This is a genomic window from Bacteroides stercorirosoris, assembly GCF_900142015.1.
Classification (GTDB): domain Bacteria; phylum Bacteroidota; class Bacteroidia; order Bacteroidales; family Bacteroidaceae; genus Bacteroides; species Bacteroides stercorirosoris.
In genome coordinates this window covers 259,745-280,155 of record NZ_FQZN01000003.1, presented here as the reverse complement: position 1 = coordinate 280,155, position 20,411 = coordinate 259,745, and the positions used below count along the sequence as shown (strand labels likewise).

Annotated in this window: 14 protein-coding genes and 1 pseudogene; 4 read left to right on the top strand and 11 right to left on the bottom strand. The window is 40.7% G+C overall.

From position 1 onward, the window contains the following. Nucleotides 1–3: 3 nt before the first annotated feature. From BUC01_RS04050 to BUC01_RS04025, 6 genes are all read right to left on the bottom strand, one after another. On the bottom strand, nucleotides 4–933 hold the full coding sequence (locus tag BUC01_RS04050) for a glycoside hydrolase family 43 protein (protein ID WP_025833498.1): 930 nt from the start codon (nucleotides 931–933) through the stop codon (nucleotides 4–6). A 153-nt stretch (nucleotides 934–1,086) separates the two neighbouring features. Continuing rightward, the gene (locus BUC01_RS04045; RefSeq protein ID WP_073312785.1) at nucleotides 1,087–1,758 is read right to left on the bottom strand and encodes a DUF3826 domain-containing protein; all 672 of its coding nucleotides are present in this window, start codon (nucleotides 1,756–1,758) and stop codon (nucleotides 1,087–1,089) included. 2 nt (nucleotides 1,759–1,760) lie between these two features. Next, entirely contained in the window at nucleotides 1,761–3,491 is a 1,731-nt protein-coding gene (locus tag BUC01_RS04040; protein WP_073312784.1) for a thrombospondin type 3 repeat-containing protein, read from the bottom strand. Between the two features lie 85 nt (nucleotides 3,492–3,576). Further along, nucleotides 3,577–4,242 (bottom strand): DUF3826 domain-containing protein, encoded by a 666-nt coding sequence (locus tag BUC01_RS04035; protein WP_243462596.1) that lies wholly within the window; start codon nucleotides 4,240–4,242, stop codon nucleotides 3,577–3,579. Between the two features lie 151 nt (nucleotides 4,243–4,393). Beyond that, nucleotides 4,394–6,667, bottom strand: coding sequence for a RagB/SusD family nutrient uptake outer membrane protein (locus tag BUC01_RS04030; protein ID WP_025833504.1), 2,274 nt, complete (start codon nucleotides 6,665–6,667; stop codon nucleotides 4,394–4,396). 31 nt (nucleotides 6,668–6,698) lie between these two features. Further along, nucleotides 6,699–10,196, bottom strand: coding sequence for a SusC/RagA family TonB-linked outer membrane protein (locus BUC01_RS04025; protein ID WP_073312783.1), 3,498 nt, complete (start codon nucleotides 10,194–10,196; stop codon nucleotides 6,699–6,701). A 777-nt stretch (nucleotides 10,197–10,973) separates the two neighbouring features. Between BUC01_RS04025 and BUC01_RS04020 the strand changes: the two genes are divergently transcribed. The 4 genes and pseudogenes from BUC01_RS04020 to BUC01_RS25770 all read left to right on the top strand — a co-directional run bounded on the left by BUC01_RS04020 (nucleotide 10,974) and on the right by BUC01_RS25770 (nucleotide 13,912). Next, the gene (locus tag BUC01_RS04020; RefSeq protein ID WP_034524535.1) at nucleotides 10,974–12,530 is read left to right on the top strand and encodes an ATP-binding protein; all 1,557 of its coding nucleotides are present in this window, start codon (nucleotides 10,974–10,976) and stop codon (nucleotides 12,528–12,530) included. Between the two features lie 206 nt (nucleotides 12,531–12,736). After that, nucleotides 12,737–12,913 carry a hypothetical protein gene (locus BUC01_RS25050; RefSeq protein WP_243462599.1) on the top strand — a complete coding sequence of 59 codons (177 nt, stop codon included), beginning with the start codon at nucleotides 12,737–12,739 and terminating at the stop codon, nucleotides 12,911–12,913. Between the two features lie 286 nt (nucleotides 12,914–13,199). Continuing rightward, nucleotides 13,200–13,609, top strand: a pseudogene (locus tag BUC01_RS26160) (Abi family protein); the annotation flags it as partial. An 84-nt stretch (nucleotides 13,610–13,693) separates the two neighbouring features. Then, entirely contained in the window at nucleotides 13,694–13,912 is a 219-nt protein-coding gene (locus tag BUC01_RS25770) for an Abi family protein (protein WP_243462602.1), read from the top strand. Nucleotides 13,913–14,051: 139 nt separating this feature from the next. Here the strand turns inward: BUC01_RS25770 and BUC01_RS04010 are convergent, their stop codons facing one another. The 5 genes from BUC01_RS04010 to BUC01_RS03990 all read right to left on the bottom strand — a co-directional run bounded on the left by BUC01_RS04010 (nucleotide 14,052) and on the right by BUC01_RS03990 (nucleotide 20,397). Beyond that, a complete protein-coding gene (locus BUC01_RS04010) occupies nucleotides 14,052–14,954 on the bottom strand; it encodes a sugar phosphate isomerase/epimerase family protein (RefSeq protein WP_025833506.1) in 903 nt (300 codons plus the stop codon). Between the two features lie 813 nt (nucleotides 14,955–15,767). After that, a complete protein-coding gene (locus BUC01_RS04005; RefSeq protein WP_025833508.1) occupies nucleotides 15,768–16,220 on the bottom strand; it encodes a DUF6078 family protein in 453 nt (150 codons plus the stop codon). A 65-nt stretch (nucleotides 16,221–16,285) separates the two neighbouring features. Continuing rightward, nucleotides 16,286–16,519: a hypothetical protein gene (locus BUC01_RS04000; RefSeq protein WP_025833510.1), complete on the bottom strand. Its 234-nt coding sequence runs from the start codon at nucleotides 16,517–16,519 to the stop codon at nucleotides 16,286–16,288. Between the two features lie 109 nt (nucleotides 16,520–16,628). Then, entirely contained in the window at nucleotides 16,629–17,180 is a 552-nt protein-coding gene (locus tag BUC01_RS03995; RefSeq protein WP_025833512.1) for an RNA polymerase sigma factor, read from the bottom strand. A 175-nt stretch (nucleotides 17,181–17,355) separates the two neighbouring features. Further along, the gene (locus BUC01_RS03990; RefSeq protein WP_073312782.1) at nucleotides 17,356–20,397 is read right to left on the bottom strand and encodes a DUF6298 domain-containing protein; all 3,042 of its coding nucleotides are present in this window, start codon (nucleotides 20,395–20,397) and stop codon (nucleotides 17,356–17,358) included. Nucleotides 20,398–20,411 lie beyond the last annotated feature (14 nt).

The following is a 20,411-nucleotide window of genomic DNA, read 5'->3' as shown; positions in this document are numbered from 1 at the left end:
TAATTATTTCTTCTTATTCCCCTCAAGTAAAGCCTTGACAAGTGACTCCGGAGCTTTGAAGATAGTCCCGTGTTTATGTCCCACAGGTATGCTTACGTTTCTGGTTTCATCGGTAAAGTTAATAAAATCCCGGGTACGTACGGCTCCGTATATTTTTTTTCTGTAAACATCAAAATAAACAAGGTAATCCTCTCCTACTTTCTCTACCGACGGTCCCTCTACAAAGGACTCGGTAAACGGTTGCGAAGCTGGAGAATAAGGTCCTGTAAGTGAGTCGGCGAAAGCTACTTTCAAGTTACGTTCGGGACGTGTATTATCTTTAAGCACCATTACGTAATCGTTTTTCGCACGTTTCAGGATGGTAGCATCAATCGAACTGAATCCCGGATCATATAAAAGTTTGGTTTCCGATATCGTCTTAAAATCTTTCGTTGTGATGTAATATAAACGATGATTATTTTCTTCTTCCTCTATCCCTCTTTCAAAGCGACCCGGGACACAAGATGCCCAAACAACCATAAATTGTCCGTTCTCATCATCATAAAAAATCTCCGGCGCCCATACATTGACAGTCGTCGGTTCATCAGCCATTACCGGAATCATTTGTTGCTCCGACCAGTGGACCAAATCCTTGGAATATGCATAGCCAAATCCAAGATCTCCCTTCCAACTGGTAGTCCATACCAAGTGATAGGTCCCATCCGGGGTACGCACCATTGAGGGGTCACGCATCAACTGTTGTTGTCCCAATGCCGGTTTCAGCCAGACACCGGGAATGCTATCCCAATGCATGCCATCTTCACTATATAAATATCTTAATCCTTCATTAGCGGGCTCATGGAATGAAGTAAACATATAATAGTCTTTGTTTCCCCCACAAGAAGCTAAAAACAAGATGCTTATTGCAGCTAATGTATTTCTAAATTTCCTCATTTCTATAAATCTTTTATTCGATATTATATTATATATACAGAGTAGACGGCGGAAAAAGAGATTTGTACTCAAATAGAGGTGGAAGTTTCAATAACAAAAAAGGCAACCTTACAAGTTGCCTTTTTCCACATCAAACACTAACCATTATGGCGTTTATAGTGAGCCTCCACGTGCCTTCACACGTTTATACCACTCTTCACGTTCTTTCTTCAAATCATATCCGCGCTTAGCAAGATAATTATTGATTCGCCCTTTGTACTTGCCGAAAAAAGCATGTTTCCTATCTGAGTTTTCAGCATCAATGGCAAATTCACGGGCCTCTTTCAGCCAAGCATAAATCTGGGCCTTTTCATCTTCCTTAAGAGAAGGAATCATATCGAGATGCGATTTATAAGTTATTTCCAGAACTCCATACGTCATCCCGTCTTTCACTCCTTCTATTTGTTCCTCATTCAGAAAAAGGGACAATTCTGCAGGAAAAGCGAAATGAATCCGGTAGAGAGCTGCATCTTTAGCGTCTTCTGCAGCTTTCAACGCATTATTTTTCGCATCGCCAGTCAATCCCGACTCTTTGATTTCTTTTACTTTCGCATCACGTACCTCATAAATGTCATTCAATGTGAAGTAACGATTGGCAATAACATTGCGTACATCTTCAGCTACCTTCGCATCATTAATGCCAAGTTTATCCACAATTTTCTGCGAGCGTTTCACAATGGATTCTACATATTCAGGATCACGATTCTCTTTGTCCAGATCAATGGCTTGAGCAGTAAACACCCATCCGGTAAGAAATAACAAAGAGAGTAACAGTATCTTTTTCATAATTACATTAATTTACCTTTTTCAGCCAATGTATCGTAGTTATTTTTCATATCAGTCCAGTCAATCCTATTCTTGGTGCTGATACCATTGATGTATTTCTCAATATTGGTATATCCATCGCCGGTGCAGTCTTCATTCGCATCACTCGGATCATTCGGATTCAGCCCATTGGCTTTTTCCCATTCATCCGGCATGCCGTCGCCATCCGTATCTACGTATGGAGTACCCTTATATTCAGGATAACCTCCCACCTGACGAATATCAGTGATAATTCCCTGCTTATATGAATCTTTCGGCAAGCGACGATATTTGAAGTGTCCATCCTCATCCTGAGATTTCGGAGCCAATCCCCACATGTCACCATAAGCATCTTTCGGAAGTTTCTTTTCATAATAAACTTCTCCTGTTTTCACTTCATGTATGATGCGCTGGTCAACGATATCACGGCAAGGTATATTGGCACCCACATTTTTCAATACGGATTCATAAGCATCATTGGCAGACATGATATTTATATAAGGCATTACAAACGGCTCATAGGCACGCATATTCTCCGTATATCCGTCTGTGTTTCCCTGATTTTCAATCTGAATACCACCTGCCCAGTTGTCTTTTGTAATTTCAGGATAACCTTCCATGATATTACCATCAGCAAAAACACGGCCATACACCTTATAATCAAGTTTACTACGTCCGGCTTCGGGTTTTAGAATACGGTGTCCGACAGGAGAATCTTTCGGAGTCAACGGTCCTGGTTTATAGTAATTATTGACCACATTAAACATCGCACGATAATCACCGCCATCCATTGAACGGTGTACCCAATTATACACAACGTTATTCACAAAATTGAAAATGCCATACCAGCCGACAGAAGGATTACGTCCGGCATTGCTGGCCCAAAGGTTACGCATAAAGGCACAATTCTCACCGCCCAAAGTACTGCCAAAAGCATGATTATATGTATCCAGCGCTTGTGCGGAAATTGTATTCTGAATAGTAACATTCACCGTAGGAAGTTTCTCATCTTTATAGCCTTCGCCCGGACTGTACATGTGACGATAGAAAGAAATATTCTCATCCAGCCCCCAAGTACATGAGCAATGGTCAATCATAATATTACCAATTGGATTACCTCCAAATGAGTCGTCACGACGGGTTACCTTAGTCTCCCCACGGCGGAAACGCATATGACGTACTACAACATCGTGCGTATCTACCCAGAAAGATTCTCCGGCAATGCAAACCCCATCACCGGGAGCTGTTTGTCCGGCAATAGTGACATAAGGGGCACGGACAATAATTGGTGTTTCCAAACGAATAATACCTGCCACATTAAATACAATGATACGGGCACCGCCGCTCTCACAGGCCTCGCGGAAAGACCCCGGTCCACGGTCGTTCAAATTAGTTACGGTAATAACTTTACCTCCACGACCACCAAGAGTGAACATACCGCCTCCTTCAGCACCCGGGAATGCCGGAATCTTAGCCTGCGGCAAATCATCCGGACGAGAAGCCCAAGGAATATAAGGACGCCCTTCTTTAGCTTCCTTTTCAACAACAGGCAAAGCTTTTGCCCATGCTTCATCCGAGCGTTGGCGCCCTTCCGACATTATTTTTCCGCTGATTTTCCCGGCTTCTTGGGTTATATTGGGATATTGAGCCTTTACTGCGGTAGGGATCAACATTGCGACCGTACAAGCCGCTAAAACTACATGTCTCTTTTTCATTTATTTATTAAGTTTGTCAGATTGTTATTTCAAAAATACAATAATAAGACGAAAGGAAAAACGAATTGTAATCAGAAGAAATCATTTATTTTTTCATTTTACGCGCTTCCTGATCCTCTGTCGCCTTTCTCAAATCATATCCACGACTGGATAAGTAGTTATTGATGCGCCCCCGATATTTCGTAAACATCTGGCGCATTTTCCGGGGAGTTTCAAAATCCATACTAAATTCACGCGCTTCCACCAGCCAATGGTGCACTCTATTCTTATCGGACTCCGTTAAATTGGGTAATAGATCAAGAAAGTCATTATAGCGAACCTGAAACAAATTGTAAGTCATAGCGTCCTTTATAGTTTCCACTTGTTCATTATTCAGATAAAAAGAAAGCCAGGCTATATATCCGAAGCGTGAACGATACAAATCAGAATTATACTGATAGTAAGAACGTTCCAATTCGTCAGCTGCTTTCTCTTTAGGCAATCCCATTGCTTCTATTTTCTTATTCCGCTCATCATAATTCTGATGAATTTCCCGTAATTCCAAATATCGGTTAGTTATTACGATTTGGATATTCTCACGAATGGAATCATTGGTCAATGAAAGTCTATCCATAATTTCAGCTGTCTTTTTCCGGGCTTCGTTTACAGCATCAGCCGGAAGATTTCTTGTATTTAGCTTGATATCAGCTGCTAACATAACCGTTGTAGAAAGCAGTAATAAAATTAGAATGGAGAAGATTCGATTCATCATGTCTTTATAGTTTATAGTTATACATAAAATTGATTCAATAATAGGACGATAGAAAAGACCATTTGTAATCGCCAACAAAAGGAATAATAATAAAAAAGATTGAATCTTACTTTTATATAAGATTCAATCTTCAAATTATAAACAGAAAGGATTATTCCTCCGGAGTACAATAATAATATGTACCGTTTTGCTCATCTACGGTGAGACAGGAAGGAGTCTTATTTTCAATCATCCAACCGGCAGTCTGTTCAATCCAATTATTACCTTTGGCCGGATCATACATATCGTAATGAATAGGATAGATATAATACCAACCTCTCCAGGCAAACAGGAAGTTTTGGTCAGTTTCTTTTGAGCCGGATTCCATTCCATATTTATGTCCCATCTTCTCAATCGGATCATACGTCTTCATACCTACTCCATCATAAAATGCTTCTAATTTATCGAAAGCTATATCACGCTCTGCATCATTCATACTTCTTGTAATTCCTGGTACAGCTTTAAATAATTCATTATCAACTAACGGATGGTTTACTTCTGACCCAATATATTCAGGAACCGCATGGGCATTATCCAGATCATATCCCCAGATTTTACTGGTATGTTTAGTTCCAGACAATGGTTTCATACCCAACTTAGTTAAAATATTATTAGATTTTGAATATTCCGGCCTTCCATCTTTGCCATCATAAATTTTCCAACCAGCTCCCCAAGACGCCTCTGGATCATAATATCCATTTGCACTATTATAGCCACCCCCAATATTTGGGTCAAATCCTGCACCACCCTCAAATAACAACCAACGTTTTAAATCCCATGAACGTTTACCTTCATATGCTAGTTCAATTTGACGTTCATTTAATACAGCTTTTATTAATTGATACCGATCAGATATATTGCCTAAACCATAATTATTGGCACTTGAAATACCCACGCGAGAACGAATCTGCCCTAAATAATTCAAACATTCACCAGCTTTTCCTTGAGCAGCATAACATTCAGCCACATTCAACAGCAGTTCTCCATATCGATATTCCATCACATCAGTTCCACTCGTTTCTTCTGCACCTACTGCAATTGCGGGATCAGCCATCTTCCATACGATAGCACGACTCTTTCCATTTGCGCCACTATCACCTTTTTTACCATCGGTATAGCGATACATATTACTTTCCTCATTACTATACTTATAGGAAAATAACCAAAATTGCTTCTTTAATCCAGGCCATTCGCAACCAGAGAAAGCGAAAGTACGATAAAAACGCGGATCACGATTACGATAGAATTTTTCATCATCATAACCATTTTCTGCAATAGCTGTTTTACCATCCTTCATTGGAAAGGCTCTCAATATTTCTTCTGGAGCAGGTATACCAGCACCATCATTGCTGGCAACAGCACTTGGTCGAATTTTGCTTTCCCACTTATTAAAAGTTCCAGGAACCAACGGATCATCATTCATTAAAACAGTAATAATAGACTCTGGATTAAATGCTCCATTATAGTTATAAAAAGCTTTATCCCATGATTCAATATCAGTTACACTCGTACCATAACCGGCTTGTTTTGCAGCCTCTAAAGCTGTCAAATTAGCCGTCAATGCTGCTTGCCAGCGTTTACTGGAAGGATCATCCCAATTTGCATTGAAAATAGGGCTTGCCATAAACAACCGCGCACGAGCAGACATAGCCAATGCTGCAACTGAAGTGAAGCGTCCGTAATTCTCACCGTCCCACTTTGCTGGAAGTAACTTAGCAGCTGCTTCAAAATCAGCACATACTTTGTCAATACATTCTTGCATAGGTAAACGTGGAGAACGGTCACCATTTTCCGGCATATCAAGCTCTGTACAATAATACGGGAATCCCCCCCATTCACGAGCAGCATCAAAATAAAGCCACGCACGAGCAAACATAGCCTGACCTTTCAGACGATTCCAAAATTCATCATCAGCAATCAAGGAACGTGAACGATCAATCTCTTTAATATAATCATTAATCACATATACCGTAGGAAACAAAGTAAAGCGTTCAAAATTATTAAAGTTCTTTACGTTATTTCGCGGATCATTCCAATAAGGAGGATTGGCGATGTGGTTTCCGGCCTTTACATTTTTTACAATCTGTCCCGTATAATATGAACTTTTCCAACCCGTCATTTCTTCTGAGAAAATATTTTGTTTCCCACCAGTAGATTGATCTTGTCTCATTAAAGGATCAGAACCGCAAAGAGGAGAATTATACCTTGACAATATTTGTTTATAAATAGTCGCAAAGACAGCAGTAGCCTGCTGCGGATCGCTGTACACGTCAATAGTAGTCATATTGTTATAATCCTTTTTATCCTTCAGAAACTCATCACTACATGAAGAGAGTCCTATTAGTAGGCCTACTGCACCTATAAATATATTTTTTACATTTTTCATATCATCAATTTTAATATTAGAAATTACATCATTAAAATGTAAGATTAAGCCCCAAACTCCAAGTCCTTAAAGTCGGATATCCTGTCTTAACGCCATCATACATATTCACAAAATGATCAGGGTACGGATTATGGAAATCCCACAGGTTATTCCCTGTCAAGTTAATGGAAAGAGCATCAATATTCACTTTTTTCAGTATAGACTTTGGAAGAGAATATGCAAATGTCATATTACGCACATACATACGGAATGCAGAAACTTGCCAAAAATCGGACGTTTCACCATATGCATTGCCGGCAGCCATAGTCGGATAACGACCATTCGGATTATCTGTCGGGTCAAACATATCATTCACATACGAGAATTGACTCCACATAAATTTTCCTGTACCAGCCTGTGAACCACGAAAATCAAGAAATCCACCCCATGAAGTGGAAATCTGAGCCGACCAGCTGAAATTCCCCCATTGCAATCTCAATTTCGTATTGATACTATGACGGCGATTATCTGCTAACTTCGCATAATCTTCACCATGATCTTTAGAAATAACTCCATTAGGACCAGCAATCGTTTTATTTTCCGTATCAATATCTCCAGCAATATCTTCATATACTAACATACCAGGATACATCTTTTCTTTTGATGTAATACCCAAAAAGTTGGGGGAAGTACCCGCTGCCTCGGCAAGTTTTGTCAGATAATCCCAATAGTTATCAATATCGGCTTGGTTACGAAGAATTCCATCACCGCTACTGGTATGTTTCCAAGTTCTGAATCCATATTCACCTCCCATTCCATGATAGCCAGTATAGTCTGATCTATTAGCTGCCTCGGCGGGATAGTCAAATGTAGGATCTAAACCCAACACCGTTTTATTCCAAGAAACTCCATAGTCCATTCCTATAGAATACTTAATAGGCCCCCAGGATGGAAGTAACGATTGTTTAATATCATCACTCCATCTCACAGAGAGTTCAAATCCCCAGGCATCTTTCTTACCATAATTAATAGAAGGCAATTTGGCACCAACATAAATAGGCTCTTCAGGATCTGAAATTGTCATAATTAAATCTTTAGTCTTATCGTAGTAGAAATCAGTTGTAATAGATAAGCGATTGTCCAGCATATTCATATCCAATCCAATATTGTGCTTAATAGTAGTATCCCATTTGATATTGCGATTGGCTGTACCATTTATATTAGCTCCACTGGTATACTGCCCTCCCAAGGAACCAAAACCCATACCACCCGTAGGTTTTATATTATATATCTGTAACCATTTCCATGCTTCTACATTATCTTTACCTGTCTTACCTAAGCTATAACGTACTTTCAAAAAATCAAATATTTTACCCAAAAAACTATTATTAAAGAACTTTTCTTCGGATGCTACCCATCCTATAGAACCTGTCGGAAAAAACGCCCAGTAGTTTTCAGGAGCAAATTTAGTAGATGCATCGGAACGAAATACAAATTGCGCCAAATACCTGTTATCATACTTATAACTAGCTCTACCTATATAAGAGAGCGATCCACTTTCGTATTTTCTATAATAAGTCCCTTGAGCATCCGAACTTAAAGTCCCAGCTGTAGCGCTCGTTCCTCCATATGACAAACCCAATCCTCTATACAACTGCGATAAATCATCTCCTTTACCTTCTGCACGTTCAACCACTGCTGTAGCTGAAACATCATGTTTTCCAAATATACGATTATAAGAAATCGCAAAACTATATTGTTCACTTTTACTTGTAGTCTTAGCATACTTTACAGTTGGTTTCTTATCAAGATTATCACCATTCGGATCTCCATAATTTATAAGTCCCCATTCCGTATAATCACCTAACAAATGCATTTCTGGTTGATTAGTATTACCAGCACGGGCTAAAGTAAAATAATCACCAACCAAATTTGAATGTGAGTTATTATATGAAATAGCATAAGTACCTTTCAAATTCAAACCTTTGATAAAGGGTACATCATATGTCAGTGAAAAGTTAGCAGAATAACCATTAGTTTCATGATAACTTCTTGATTTAGAAGCTTCCTCCGCAAAATAATTCCATACAGAAGTACCGCTCACAGAAGCATCAGGCTTCGTATCTAATATTTGTGGACCGCCCCATGGAGATACATAATAAGATTCTGTCTTACCACTAACTTCATCATAAATTGAAGTCTCCCAAGGAATATATTTAGGCATATGGTTCAACATAGCATAATCTCTAGATGCTATCTGATTTCCCCATGGACCTGCTCCTACATTCGTTTGGATGTTATTACCCACTTTATCACTATTATAGCCAGATATAGTAGCAGATAGTTTCAAACCCGAAGTGACTTTCACTTCACCACCAGCACGAAAAGTCCATTTAGTATAATCCTGCACATCACCTAAATTCGTATCTTGCTTCTGATAATTGATTCCTGCAAAGAAAGTAACCTTTTCTGATCCTCCGTTGACTGTCAAAGAATGTCGGTGAGAAACAGACGAATGCCATGCCTCATCCAGCCAATTATAATTTAATTCTTTCATGGCTTCCAACTCAGCAGGTGAATACTTATAGTATGCATTATTATTATTACCATTCACTATATCAGCCTGATTATACAAACGATTGGTAAATACCCCCAACTCATAAGCACTCATAGTCTTTGCATGACTTACTGCATCAGCAAAATCTAACTTACCAGAGTAAGAAATTTTAGGGGTACCCACACTTCCTCTTTTTGTCTTTACCAGAATAACACCAGCCGAAGCTCGTGAACCATAGACGGCTGCAGAGGCATCTTTTAATACAGTCATACTTTCAATTTCCGATTGATTTAACATATTAAAAGCAATCATTGAAGGTTCACCATTTTCATCCACTTGAACTACATCATCAATAACAATCAATGGCTGATTGAAACTAGCTGAATTACCTTCAGAGAAGCTCATCGGTTGACGTACCTTAAACGTACCGGTAGAACCCGGGCGGCCATCACTTTGAGTAACCGAAAGTCCAACAACCTGACCCGATAGTGCATCAATAATAGATGAACCGGGTATATCCGGAATATCTTCCATCTTCACATTTGTCGCAGCACCAGTCAAGTCTTTCACACGTTGCGTACCATAACCGACAATAACAACTTCATCCAGCAATTCTGAATCTTCTTTCAACGTTACCTTTAGAATCTTATTTGCTGGAACAGTTACCACTTGAGTCACATATCCTATAAATGATATCTCAAGTTTTGCCCCTACCACTGCATTCACACTAAACATACCGTTTAAATCTGTAATAGCACCAACAGTAGTACCTACCACCTTGACATTAGCACCAATAATGGTTTCACCTTGTTCATCAATCACCGTTCCTTTCACTACTCCCTGCTGCTGAACCACATTTACCGCAGGCGCGTCCTTTGCGGTTACAGCAAAAGCTTCTACAGGAATCGAAAACAAAAAAGAGAGACAAATAATCTTTGCTGCGCTCAGATATCTGCTCTGTGTTTTTCTAGAAAAGATTTCCTCTTTTTTCATCTGTTCATTAATTTAAATTCAAAAATACAAGATTCCCTTAATCGGGCTCAATATTTATTTTACATTAAAAGGACGAACAACTAAAAAATATGTAATCACCTAAAAAGAATAAAAAAAGAAGGACTATCTATATTAACGCTTTATTCATCGGGCATTAAGCCAAGATGTTAAATATTAAAATAATATCTATTTTAGCAAATTACAGTTCATAACAACACAATATTCACATTTTACATAACACACCCTATCCTCCAAAATCGAAATCTGGAATATTTCACGAATAATACAAGAATAATAATGCGCTATTTCTGTATATTATTCCATATTTACAGCTATTTAATGCAGAAAAGGGTTACTACTTACGGGTGAAAAGGTTACTACTTATAGGCAATATGGCTACTACTTATAGGTAAAAGGGTGGCTACTTACGAATAATGCACTTATTTGCGTCATCTTTTTCTCCTATAAGCATACTTTTTAAAGAATATTTCGTTGTAGAATAAATGTAATCATTTCGATATTACACTATCATTCTGCAACTTATCCATTTTCTTTTGCATATTTCCTTATTTACGGATCACTGACTAAAAGAACGCATTCTCAGCTAACTAAAAATACAATTTGTCAGAATGTCAATGCCGTTCATAAAGAATGCATCAACCCACATCTCCTCTGCTCAATTCCCTCTCTCCTATCATATATTGCAATCAGAAATGCGTGAATTCAAAGAATAAGTCTTATCTTTGTCAGAGCTGTAAATACTAAAACTCAGCAGATATGGAAGAAATATACAGACGTTATCCGATAGGAATACAGAATTTTGAAGAATTGCGCAACCGGCAATGCGTATATGTTGATAAGACGGAATTAGTCTACAGATTGGCTAATACCGATAAAGTCTATTTTTTCAGTCGTCCCCGCCGATTCGGCAAAAGTTTACTTGTATCTACGCTCGAAGCCTATTTCCAAGGGAAAAAGGAACTTTTCAAAGGACTTGCAATGGAACGGTTGGAAAAGGAATGGACAGTTTATCCGGTACTACATATAGACTTCAGCTTGACCAAATATACAGAACTGACTGACCTCACAGGACAACTGAATCTTTTCCTACACCGCTGGGAAAAGATTTATGGAAAAGATGAAGTAGAAACGACTTCAGCAGAACGTTTGCAGGGAATCATATTGAGAGCCTACAAACAGACCGGAAAACCCATAGCTGTGCTAATTGACGAATATGACGCGCCCCTGCTGGACAGCAACTCTGATATCCAGCTACAAAAACAGCTCCGCAACGAAATGCGCAAATTTTTCAGTCCACTCAAAGGACTGGGACAATATCTGCGCTTCCTTTTCATTACAGGTATCAGCAAATTCAGTCAGATGAGTATATTCAGCGAACTGAATAACTTGAAAAACATCAGCATGCGTGACGACTTCAGTGCACTGTGCGGCATCACCGAGCAGGAGTTGTTGACACAATTGAAACCAGATATTGAGCAAATGGCTAAAGCAAACAGTGAAACTTACGAGGAAGCTTGCTTGCATCTGAAACAGCAATATGACGGTTATCATTTCAGTAAGCATTGTGAAGACATTTATAATCCGTTCAGCCTGTTCAATGCTTTTGATGCAAAAGAATATAAAAACTTCTGGTTCTCCACGGGTACCCCTACTTTCCTGATAGACCTGCTACAGGAATCAGATTTTGATGTGCGTGAATTGGAAAGCGTAGAAGCTACCGACGAGCAGTTTGACGCGCCCACCGAACACATAACGAGTCCTATCCCGGTGCTCTATCAAAGTGGTTATCTCACCATCAAAGGCTATGATCCGGACTTCCAAATATATAGGCTTGCATACCCCAACGGAGAAGTACGCAAAGGATTTATAGAATCCCTGTTACCTGCCTATGTACATCTTCCCGGGCAGAACAACACCTTCTATGTTGTTTCATTTATCCGCGATTTACGCAAAGGCGATCTTGAAAGTTGCCTGGAGCGCACCCGTTCCTTTTTTGCTTCTATCCCTAACGACTTAGAGAATAAGACCGAAAAGCACTACCAGACCATTTTTTACCTTTTGTTCCGCCTGATGGGACAATATGTGGATACCGAAGTAAAAAGCGCCATCGGTCGTGCAGATGTTGTCGTAAAGATGAAAGATGCCATTTACGTCTTTGAGTTTAAATTCGATGGCACTCCCGAAGAGGCTTTAGCTCAGATAGATAGTAAACAGTACGCTATTCCTTACCAATCGGACGGTAGACGAATAGTCAAGGTCGGAGTGAACTTCGACAGTGCGACGCGTACAATTGGGGCATGGAAAATAGAATAGTCAAGGACTATATTGCTGAGCGTGCAGCAGGTATAACTCATAGGAATAATTATAATTACAACACAAGATTCTTTAATCAAAATTTAAACACTGATTATCAAATCATTGCAAGAAGTTATTTTGTTGTCAACAAAAAGTTAAGAGTTTGTAGACAGGAAGTCAACTCCTTGTCAACAAACTCTTAACTTCTTGTAAGCAGAAAACAGATGATGTTTCTATTGTTTAACACTAAGCCTGTTCACGGTTGCCGCTATCGTTTCTCCCGTCTGTGCTGTGTCCGCAAATTCGGTAGCCAGTCGGCAAACGAAGTTCTTTTCCGCTTGCGCAGGGACGGGCTGACAGATGGGTGCGGCAGGCGGAATTTTAAGGTATTACATCTGTGAGGCACAATTAAGTTACGGGTGTTCGGGGCAGTTCCCCCGTCCACCCGTATAACCCCTATAAAATCAGAATAAATAGGACGAGTATTTTGTATTTCAAGAGAATAGTTTTATCTTTGCAGCAACATCCTTACCCCGCTTCCCGTCAGATCAGCGCGCTCAGGGTAAGCCTTTTATTTTTTATACCCCTATGACTAAAATTCCTTACCTCAAACAACTCATATCTTTTCCGGATCAGATTGCTTTGCTCAAATAGCGTGGGCTTGTTTTCACGGACGAAGCCCAAGCCTTGCACCTGCTACGCAATATCAGTTATTACCGTTTAAGCGGCTACTGGTATCCTTTGCTGGCAGACAAGCAAAACCATTTGTTCAAGCCCGGCAGTACATTCGATGCCGCTTACAATATCTATAAGTTTGATAGCGAGCTTCGTAAGCTGATTATTACGGAACTGGAAAAGATCGAAGTGGCTGTACGCACACAGACCGCCTATATACTCTCTTCCCAATGGGATGGATATTGGTTTGCCGATGCTTCCCATTTTAACAATCCGGTACGTCACGCCAAGATATTGTCAAAGATAGATGAAGAGTACCAGCGCAGTGAACATTGTCGATTCTATACAATAATCTGCTTCCCGGAAGGGCAAAGCGGAGCATTGCGGCTTATTTCGGGCTGCCCGACACGGTTTTTGCTTCATGGCTGCACAGTATTGTTTATATCCGTAACATTTGCGCCCATCATTGCCGCTTATGGAATCGGACACTTAGCATCCACCCGTTAATGCCCCGTTCACCACGCAAGCCCTTTGTCACGCTTCCGGCGAGTGGCACACGGCAGGTTTATTTCATATTGAGCATGACTGTTTATCTATTGGATATAATCAATCCCAACCACTCGTTTGTCGAAAGGTTCAAGGATTTGCTTTCCCGCTATCCTTCGATAGATGTCCGTGCGATGGGCTTTCCGGCTGGTTGGGAAAACGAGGATATTTGGAAATAGACAACAATGTTGCCTAAATTTATCAACGGAAAAGGTGCGACAGTATCTCACCTTATAATAGTCAAAACCTATATAACAAGGTAAGCGACTGAATACATATTATATTTACTCAGTCGCTTACCTCGTTATTACTTCTTATTTATTTCTGAAACACCTCCTTCAAATACTCAATATTCGTCCCATAGTTCTTTCTGACATTATGTACATCATCCTTATCCCGTGAGCGCTCTACGACCAGCCATCCGCTCCACCCTATTTTATCGAGTGTCTTTTTAACTTTATTCATATCCAGCCGCTTATTAAAAGGAAGAGTCACCCCATCCGTATCCGTGCAATGAATCTGACAGATTCTCTTTTTTCCTAAAATCTTAATTTCCTTACACAAATCACGTCCATTCTCTAATGCATTCTGAAATTTGAAATAAATCTTGATGCCGGAAGAATCTACCTCCTTCAACAACTTTACATCACCTTTGGCATCCAATTGGGTTTCAATTCCGATTACTAAACCTTCGGAAGCAGCCATATCTCCCACTTCTTTCAAACGCTTCACAACTTCAGCCCGAAGCTCCGGTTCTCCTTCCCACCCTGCCTTTATTCCTCCTAAAGGAAGAAAAGCAACTTTGGCATCCATCACTTTCATAGCTTCCAAACAGTCCCGAACCAACTCCTTATAATTAGTACGCTCTAAAAAAGACTGACCGTAAAAACCGGACATGGCAACAGAGGGAACTTCCAGTTGAAACTTCCGGGCAGTTTCACGAAATAATTGTTGAAAATGAGGTTCACGCAGTTTATTATCGAACATCTCCCTTTTACCAAGAGATCCCATATCCAATTCTACACCATCACCTTTCAATTCATGTACCAACTGAAACGAACCGATCTTCTGACGCTTCAAAATCATCCAATCACATACGGCTACTTTATAGCGATGTGCAACTTGTATACAATCATCATGAACTGCCTCACAGTTCTGAGCTCCTGCAGGAAGCAAGACAAAAAGAAGTAAATAAATACTAATCAAGACTTGTTTATTCATACTATTAATTAAATTCAAAATTTTTCTCATTTATAATACTATTCAGTTTTTGCGAGAAAACAGCATCATTATCCCTTCCCCTGAAAAGAGAATAAAAAGAATATTCCTCTACGAGAGTCAAGTTTATCTTAAACTTAATAACAAGACGAAAAAAAATATCTTCTGTAATCATCAGTTCTTCTATAAAAAAGGACTGAGTTCTTTTTTATAATTTCAAATACAAGATTATTTTGTAATCACTAATGCGGAAAATCGATGCTCTTACTCTTAACACGTAATGCTATAACTGTGTTGCAACGTTGCTGCACATACTTTGCAATGATACTGCATATACTTTACAGCAGCACTGCATATGCTTTGCAGTAATACTGCACATGCTTTGCAGTAGCACTGCACATGCTTTGCAACGAGACTGCACATACCTTGCAGTGAGACTGTTTCCCTTTTGCAGTAATTCAGTGACATGGATGTAGGGGAACAGAACAGTAGTACATTGATTATCGACTCTAATCCCTTTAATTAATATATAGTGGGGGATGTGGGTGTCCGCACCAAGAACTACCCACTTGAAAGCCCTTTTATGCACATATTAAGAGAAAAGATTCCACACATGCAAAAACGAGGTATTTATTTGACTCATAACAATATACACTGAAAAACAGCTTAAAATTCAGTGCTGACAAAACGTTTGTCGTCACTTACCAACACCTTATCAGCACTGCCGTCAAACCCCGACTGGCAAAGGGTTTGAGAGTTATCAGTGCTGGAGTGCTGACAACTTAAAAAAAACTATATTGAGAGAAAATATAGGAATCACCATGCAATCACATACTCAAACCCATCGAACTTGGGAACAATGCCAAAACCGGAGGCACGAAATACATTAGCTATCTTCCGCTGTTCTTCCGGCGAAATCAGCCGGTCTCCCTTACGACAATGATAGAAGTAACGTTCACACGAAAAACAGTTGACGACTCTGAGGCGGATGCTGTGAGCATCTTTCAAGGGAAAATCTTCAAAGAGATGAGTCATCCCCTTAGCATAGCGAAGCGGTTCGCTCGAACGGTAAAGGGGGCAGGCAGACAGGTCGGACAATTGTTCAACATAAATAGCATTCACCGTATTTACGGTTTGAGGTTGCAGTTCTTCGCTCTCTGTGAGTAACTTCGCCGCTATGGCTCTCAGACAACTGTTCGCTTTGGGACAACAGTCTTTGCCTGCAAAACAATGGGCATAGCCATGAGGGATATCTTGTTTTAATATCATAATGATCTGAAATTAATTGGACATTGCAATTTCATGCAAATGTACCCAATTTATTCCAATACGCGTCAAAATATACTGCTAATAATCCTATCTTTCAACATTGCACATTCATCTTTCAAAAGACCGCAATCCACATCGGCGGGAGCCAATAATACAGCTTTCGCCTCCTCCGCATCGATTATATCCTCCGGGTGTACCCTGAAATAAGCCTCCCATTGAGAAGCCAATTCCGGAGCCACACCCAGTGCATAATCTATGAAATCTTCATCCATCAAAAAAAACTTTACCTTAGCGCTCATACCTATGTCCTTTTTTTAAAGCATTTACATAAATAGGACGCTGTTATCCCGAACGTGTACTCAATACCTACCTTCTTTTGCCTATATTAACAGTTTTCCTGCAATCCTATTACCCTACCAAAGCACGCAATTTTGTCAATCCCCGGTGCATCAAATTGCGTACAGACTGATAATTCATATCCATAATCTCGCAAATATCTTCGTATTTCTTTTCTTCTATATAGTATAAGGTGAGCGCCTCGCGCTGCCGGGGAGATAACTGGTCCATAAGGTTATTGACCAGCAAGAGATTGCTCCGCGTCTTCTCTTCCTCCATATAATCGTCTTCCACATCCGTAGGTGATACCGCATTTATCTCTTCGACGGCCGTGTCGGACATATACATGCGTTTGCGAAGTTCATCACAGAGTTTATTCTTTAATGAAATAAACAAATAGGACTTCAGATTTTCAATGACGCCCAGTTCATCCTTCTTCACATAAAGCTTCACAAAAATATCGTGGATGCAATCTTTCAGCAACTCTTTATCAATAGTCAACTTCAACCCATAATTAAAAAGAATGTTAATGTGCGAATCGTATAGCTCAGAGAAAGCTGCCATATTGCCCGCTTGAAAAGAGGCAAGTAAAGTTTCGGTTGAATTATTAGTCTGTTCCATCATAGCATTAATTCGATTGATTTGATGTTGCAAAGCTATGCGGTATCGACTTAATCTTTAGGTAAAATCTGATATGGAGATTGAAAAAACAAGTACTATGTTTTATAACACTTTTTTATTAGATATTACCTATAAAAAGAAAGGTCCCATCGAATTGGCTTCAACGGGACCTTTTGTTTTACAGTTTATGGAACCAATAAATTCCTTCTTCCTTTTCCGAAGTCTTCAAATGATATACATCATTTATTTTCAAAGACTTAGATATCACATCCACTCTTCCTGTATCAGGGTGAATGTACTTTAATGCATACTTTCCGGACGATAGTGGAACAGGAATTTCTGTTCCGGACTTGGAATAAATGATACTTCCGATACCAGATTTTACCATTTTTCGATAGTCACCCGTGTCTGTTTCTTCTACCTCCATCATCGCAGCATCCTTCAGGAAAGCTTTGTCGGTGCAGGGTATCACCGGACACGAACCTCCCGCCATGAATACCGCCCATCCCATAGCCGGATAATTTTGTGCATAGAAAGTAACCGCCTTATCCGGAAACTTCCGGCGATACTCTCTCACAGCTTTATACGCTTCATCAAAGGTCACCTTTCCTGCCTTCATTTTACGCATGTGTTGGCGGGGAGCCATATTCTTTCCACCTTCCGGAGCAAAAACACCATCAGTATTATAATGCCAGTAACGGATATCTATAACGTCTACTACAGCAGCCCGTTTCGGATCAGCAAGAATGGCATCTTGCACATCTTTCGTGGTACTCAATGCTATCTTAGCCTTTTTACCTGTTTCGGCTTCCCATTCGGCTATTACATCCAGCCAGAATTGCACAAAATGCAAGGGACCCGTAAACTCGGCGCTGGTCAGCTGGATTACATTCGAATTATCGGCAAAGTTATTCAGGCACTGACGGATATACTGCCGGTGTAATTCGCGCCGCACCGGATGGTTAATATCATAAAACATATCTGCAACAAAAATTCTTTTGTCACCGGCAAACGGAACAGGCTCCGAAAATCCCGTCCGGTTGATATTGTTGCTGCTTCTCCAAGGGCAGTCTACCCAATGCGCACCGGCTTCCAGAATGTTATGCTGAAAATAGTTCTCATGAAACAGAAGCAATCCTTCCTTGCCACCTTTCTCCGCAAATTCTTTCAGACGTGACCAATACCAGGCATTGGGGCGATTCAGATCATATTTGCTTAACCCTTCCCAGGCAGTTCCCTGACCACTACGTCCGAAAGGTTGCTCATAGAAAGGTCCCCAGACATCCCCGTCGCGACGGCGGACACGTTCATGGTCATCACGGCGACGGTCATACCAAAGTCCGTAATTCTGGTCGAAAACCAATATATTCTTTTGCTTCATAAAGTTAACCACCGAATCGATACGGTCTGTCAGCCCCAAGCCTTCACGCCCCGGAACAAAACGGGTAATAGCAGGACTTGCTTTCTTCAACTGGCCGGTTCTGAGTTTACCGTTCCACCAGGGAGTGGTGCGGCTTTTTCCTACTAATAAAGCCCCATCCATTTGAATACGCCCGTTTGCAATCACAACTTCAGCCGGGGTCGACGCTTTGCTCTGAGAGTTTTTCTTCTCTTTCATATCATCAATTGACTTCAATCCGGCAATTGCCACCGAAGGTGCAAACTCACCTTGTTCAATCCAATGTTCTAATGTCAACCGCGGATTATAAGTCTCTTTGGCAAGTTCCATCGCAGCTTCAACGGTAGGGCTACTGGTCGCATTCGTATTCCGGGGTAGAATACGGGCACGTTCTGCACATTTTTTTTGCAAACGTTCTTCCAACTGAGCATAAAAAAGGCTGCGTGGCTGTACATGATTATTGGACTGCGCCCATTCACCGTCACCAGAGAATTGTGCCCAACATCCGTAGGCACGGTTCATCGCATCTTTTGCCGGAGCATAACATTCTATTTCGGCAGCGGTGCATTGCCAGAATAAACTATTTGCCGTATTCCAGCCGGCTCCATTCTTATCTTGTCCCAGATTCTTGAATGTAAGGTTATGACCGTCTATATTGACCACATCGAACAGCAACCCGCATGCCCAGGCATCAATGGAACCGCTGAATCCAAGTGATTCATACGAGTCGCATTGTACAAAGGCATTGGGTCCGGCAGCACAATATCCGGCGGCAAAGTCATGGATGCCCTGTTCCGAATAGCAACGCTGAAACAAGGTTTGCTGCCCCAAAGTATAGAAAGTGCAACGACGCATCCCTCCAATCTCAGAAACCGGTTCTCTGGAGATGCAGTCTTCGACCGTAATCTTCGCTCCCGTACGCTCCACAATGACCGCACTGCCGGAAAAATGCTTGAAGTTTATCCGCCTGACCCAGCAGTTTTCCGCATTGGCAATAGAAATGCCCGTCCAGCAATGATCTTCATCTTTGGGATAACGTTTATCATAATCAGAAACCAAAGTCATATTTTCGATACCACACTCCTGTATTCGTCCATTCCATTGATAAGGGGTGACAACCGAAGCACCGTATTGAGCATCTAACGCCACCGTCAATGGAGCATCGATAGTTATCTGATTGCCATCCACTTCACTTATAGTCCGATCCCAGGTCAAATCCGTATCACCGGCTTTCCATCCTAAGGCGCTGATGCCTCCTCCGAAGATGTCACACCCTAAAGAAGCAATCCATTCTTTGCTGGAAGGCCGTGTCACCATTATCCGGTCACCTTTCTTCAAGGAAGCAGAAGCAGATACCTGCAAGGTTCTTGCATTTACCGGAACATAAGCTGAAAGCACCTGCAAAGTGTCTTTTACATTCAAATCGTCCACTCCTTCCATATATATGAAAGCTCCTCTGTCCACTCCTTTTTTCAGCAGAACAGTCTGCTCCTTATCCATACCCCGGAGCACAATGCCGGACGCAGAAATACGAATATTTCCGGATAAAGAGAACTCTCCCCGATCCAGCAATACGGCTCCACGGAAACCGGAAGCATCAGGAACCAACGATGCCACATAGTCAACGGCACGTTGAATGCGCGCAGTATTATCACCTGCCTGCCAGGAGACAAACACCGCATTCCGGGTGGAAGGGATATCCTGTTCGGAAGCACGGTAGCCACAATATGAGTAATCGAGGAAAGCAAAGGTTTGCGCATATCCCTGCGCAAACCCCATACTCAATAATCCTAAAAGGATAATCTTTAATTGTATATTCATTACAACAAACTTAT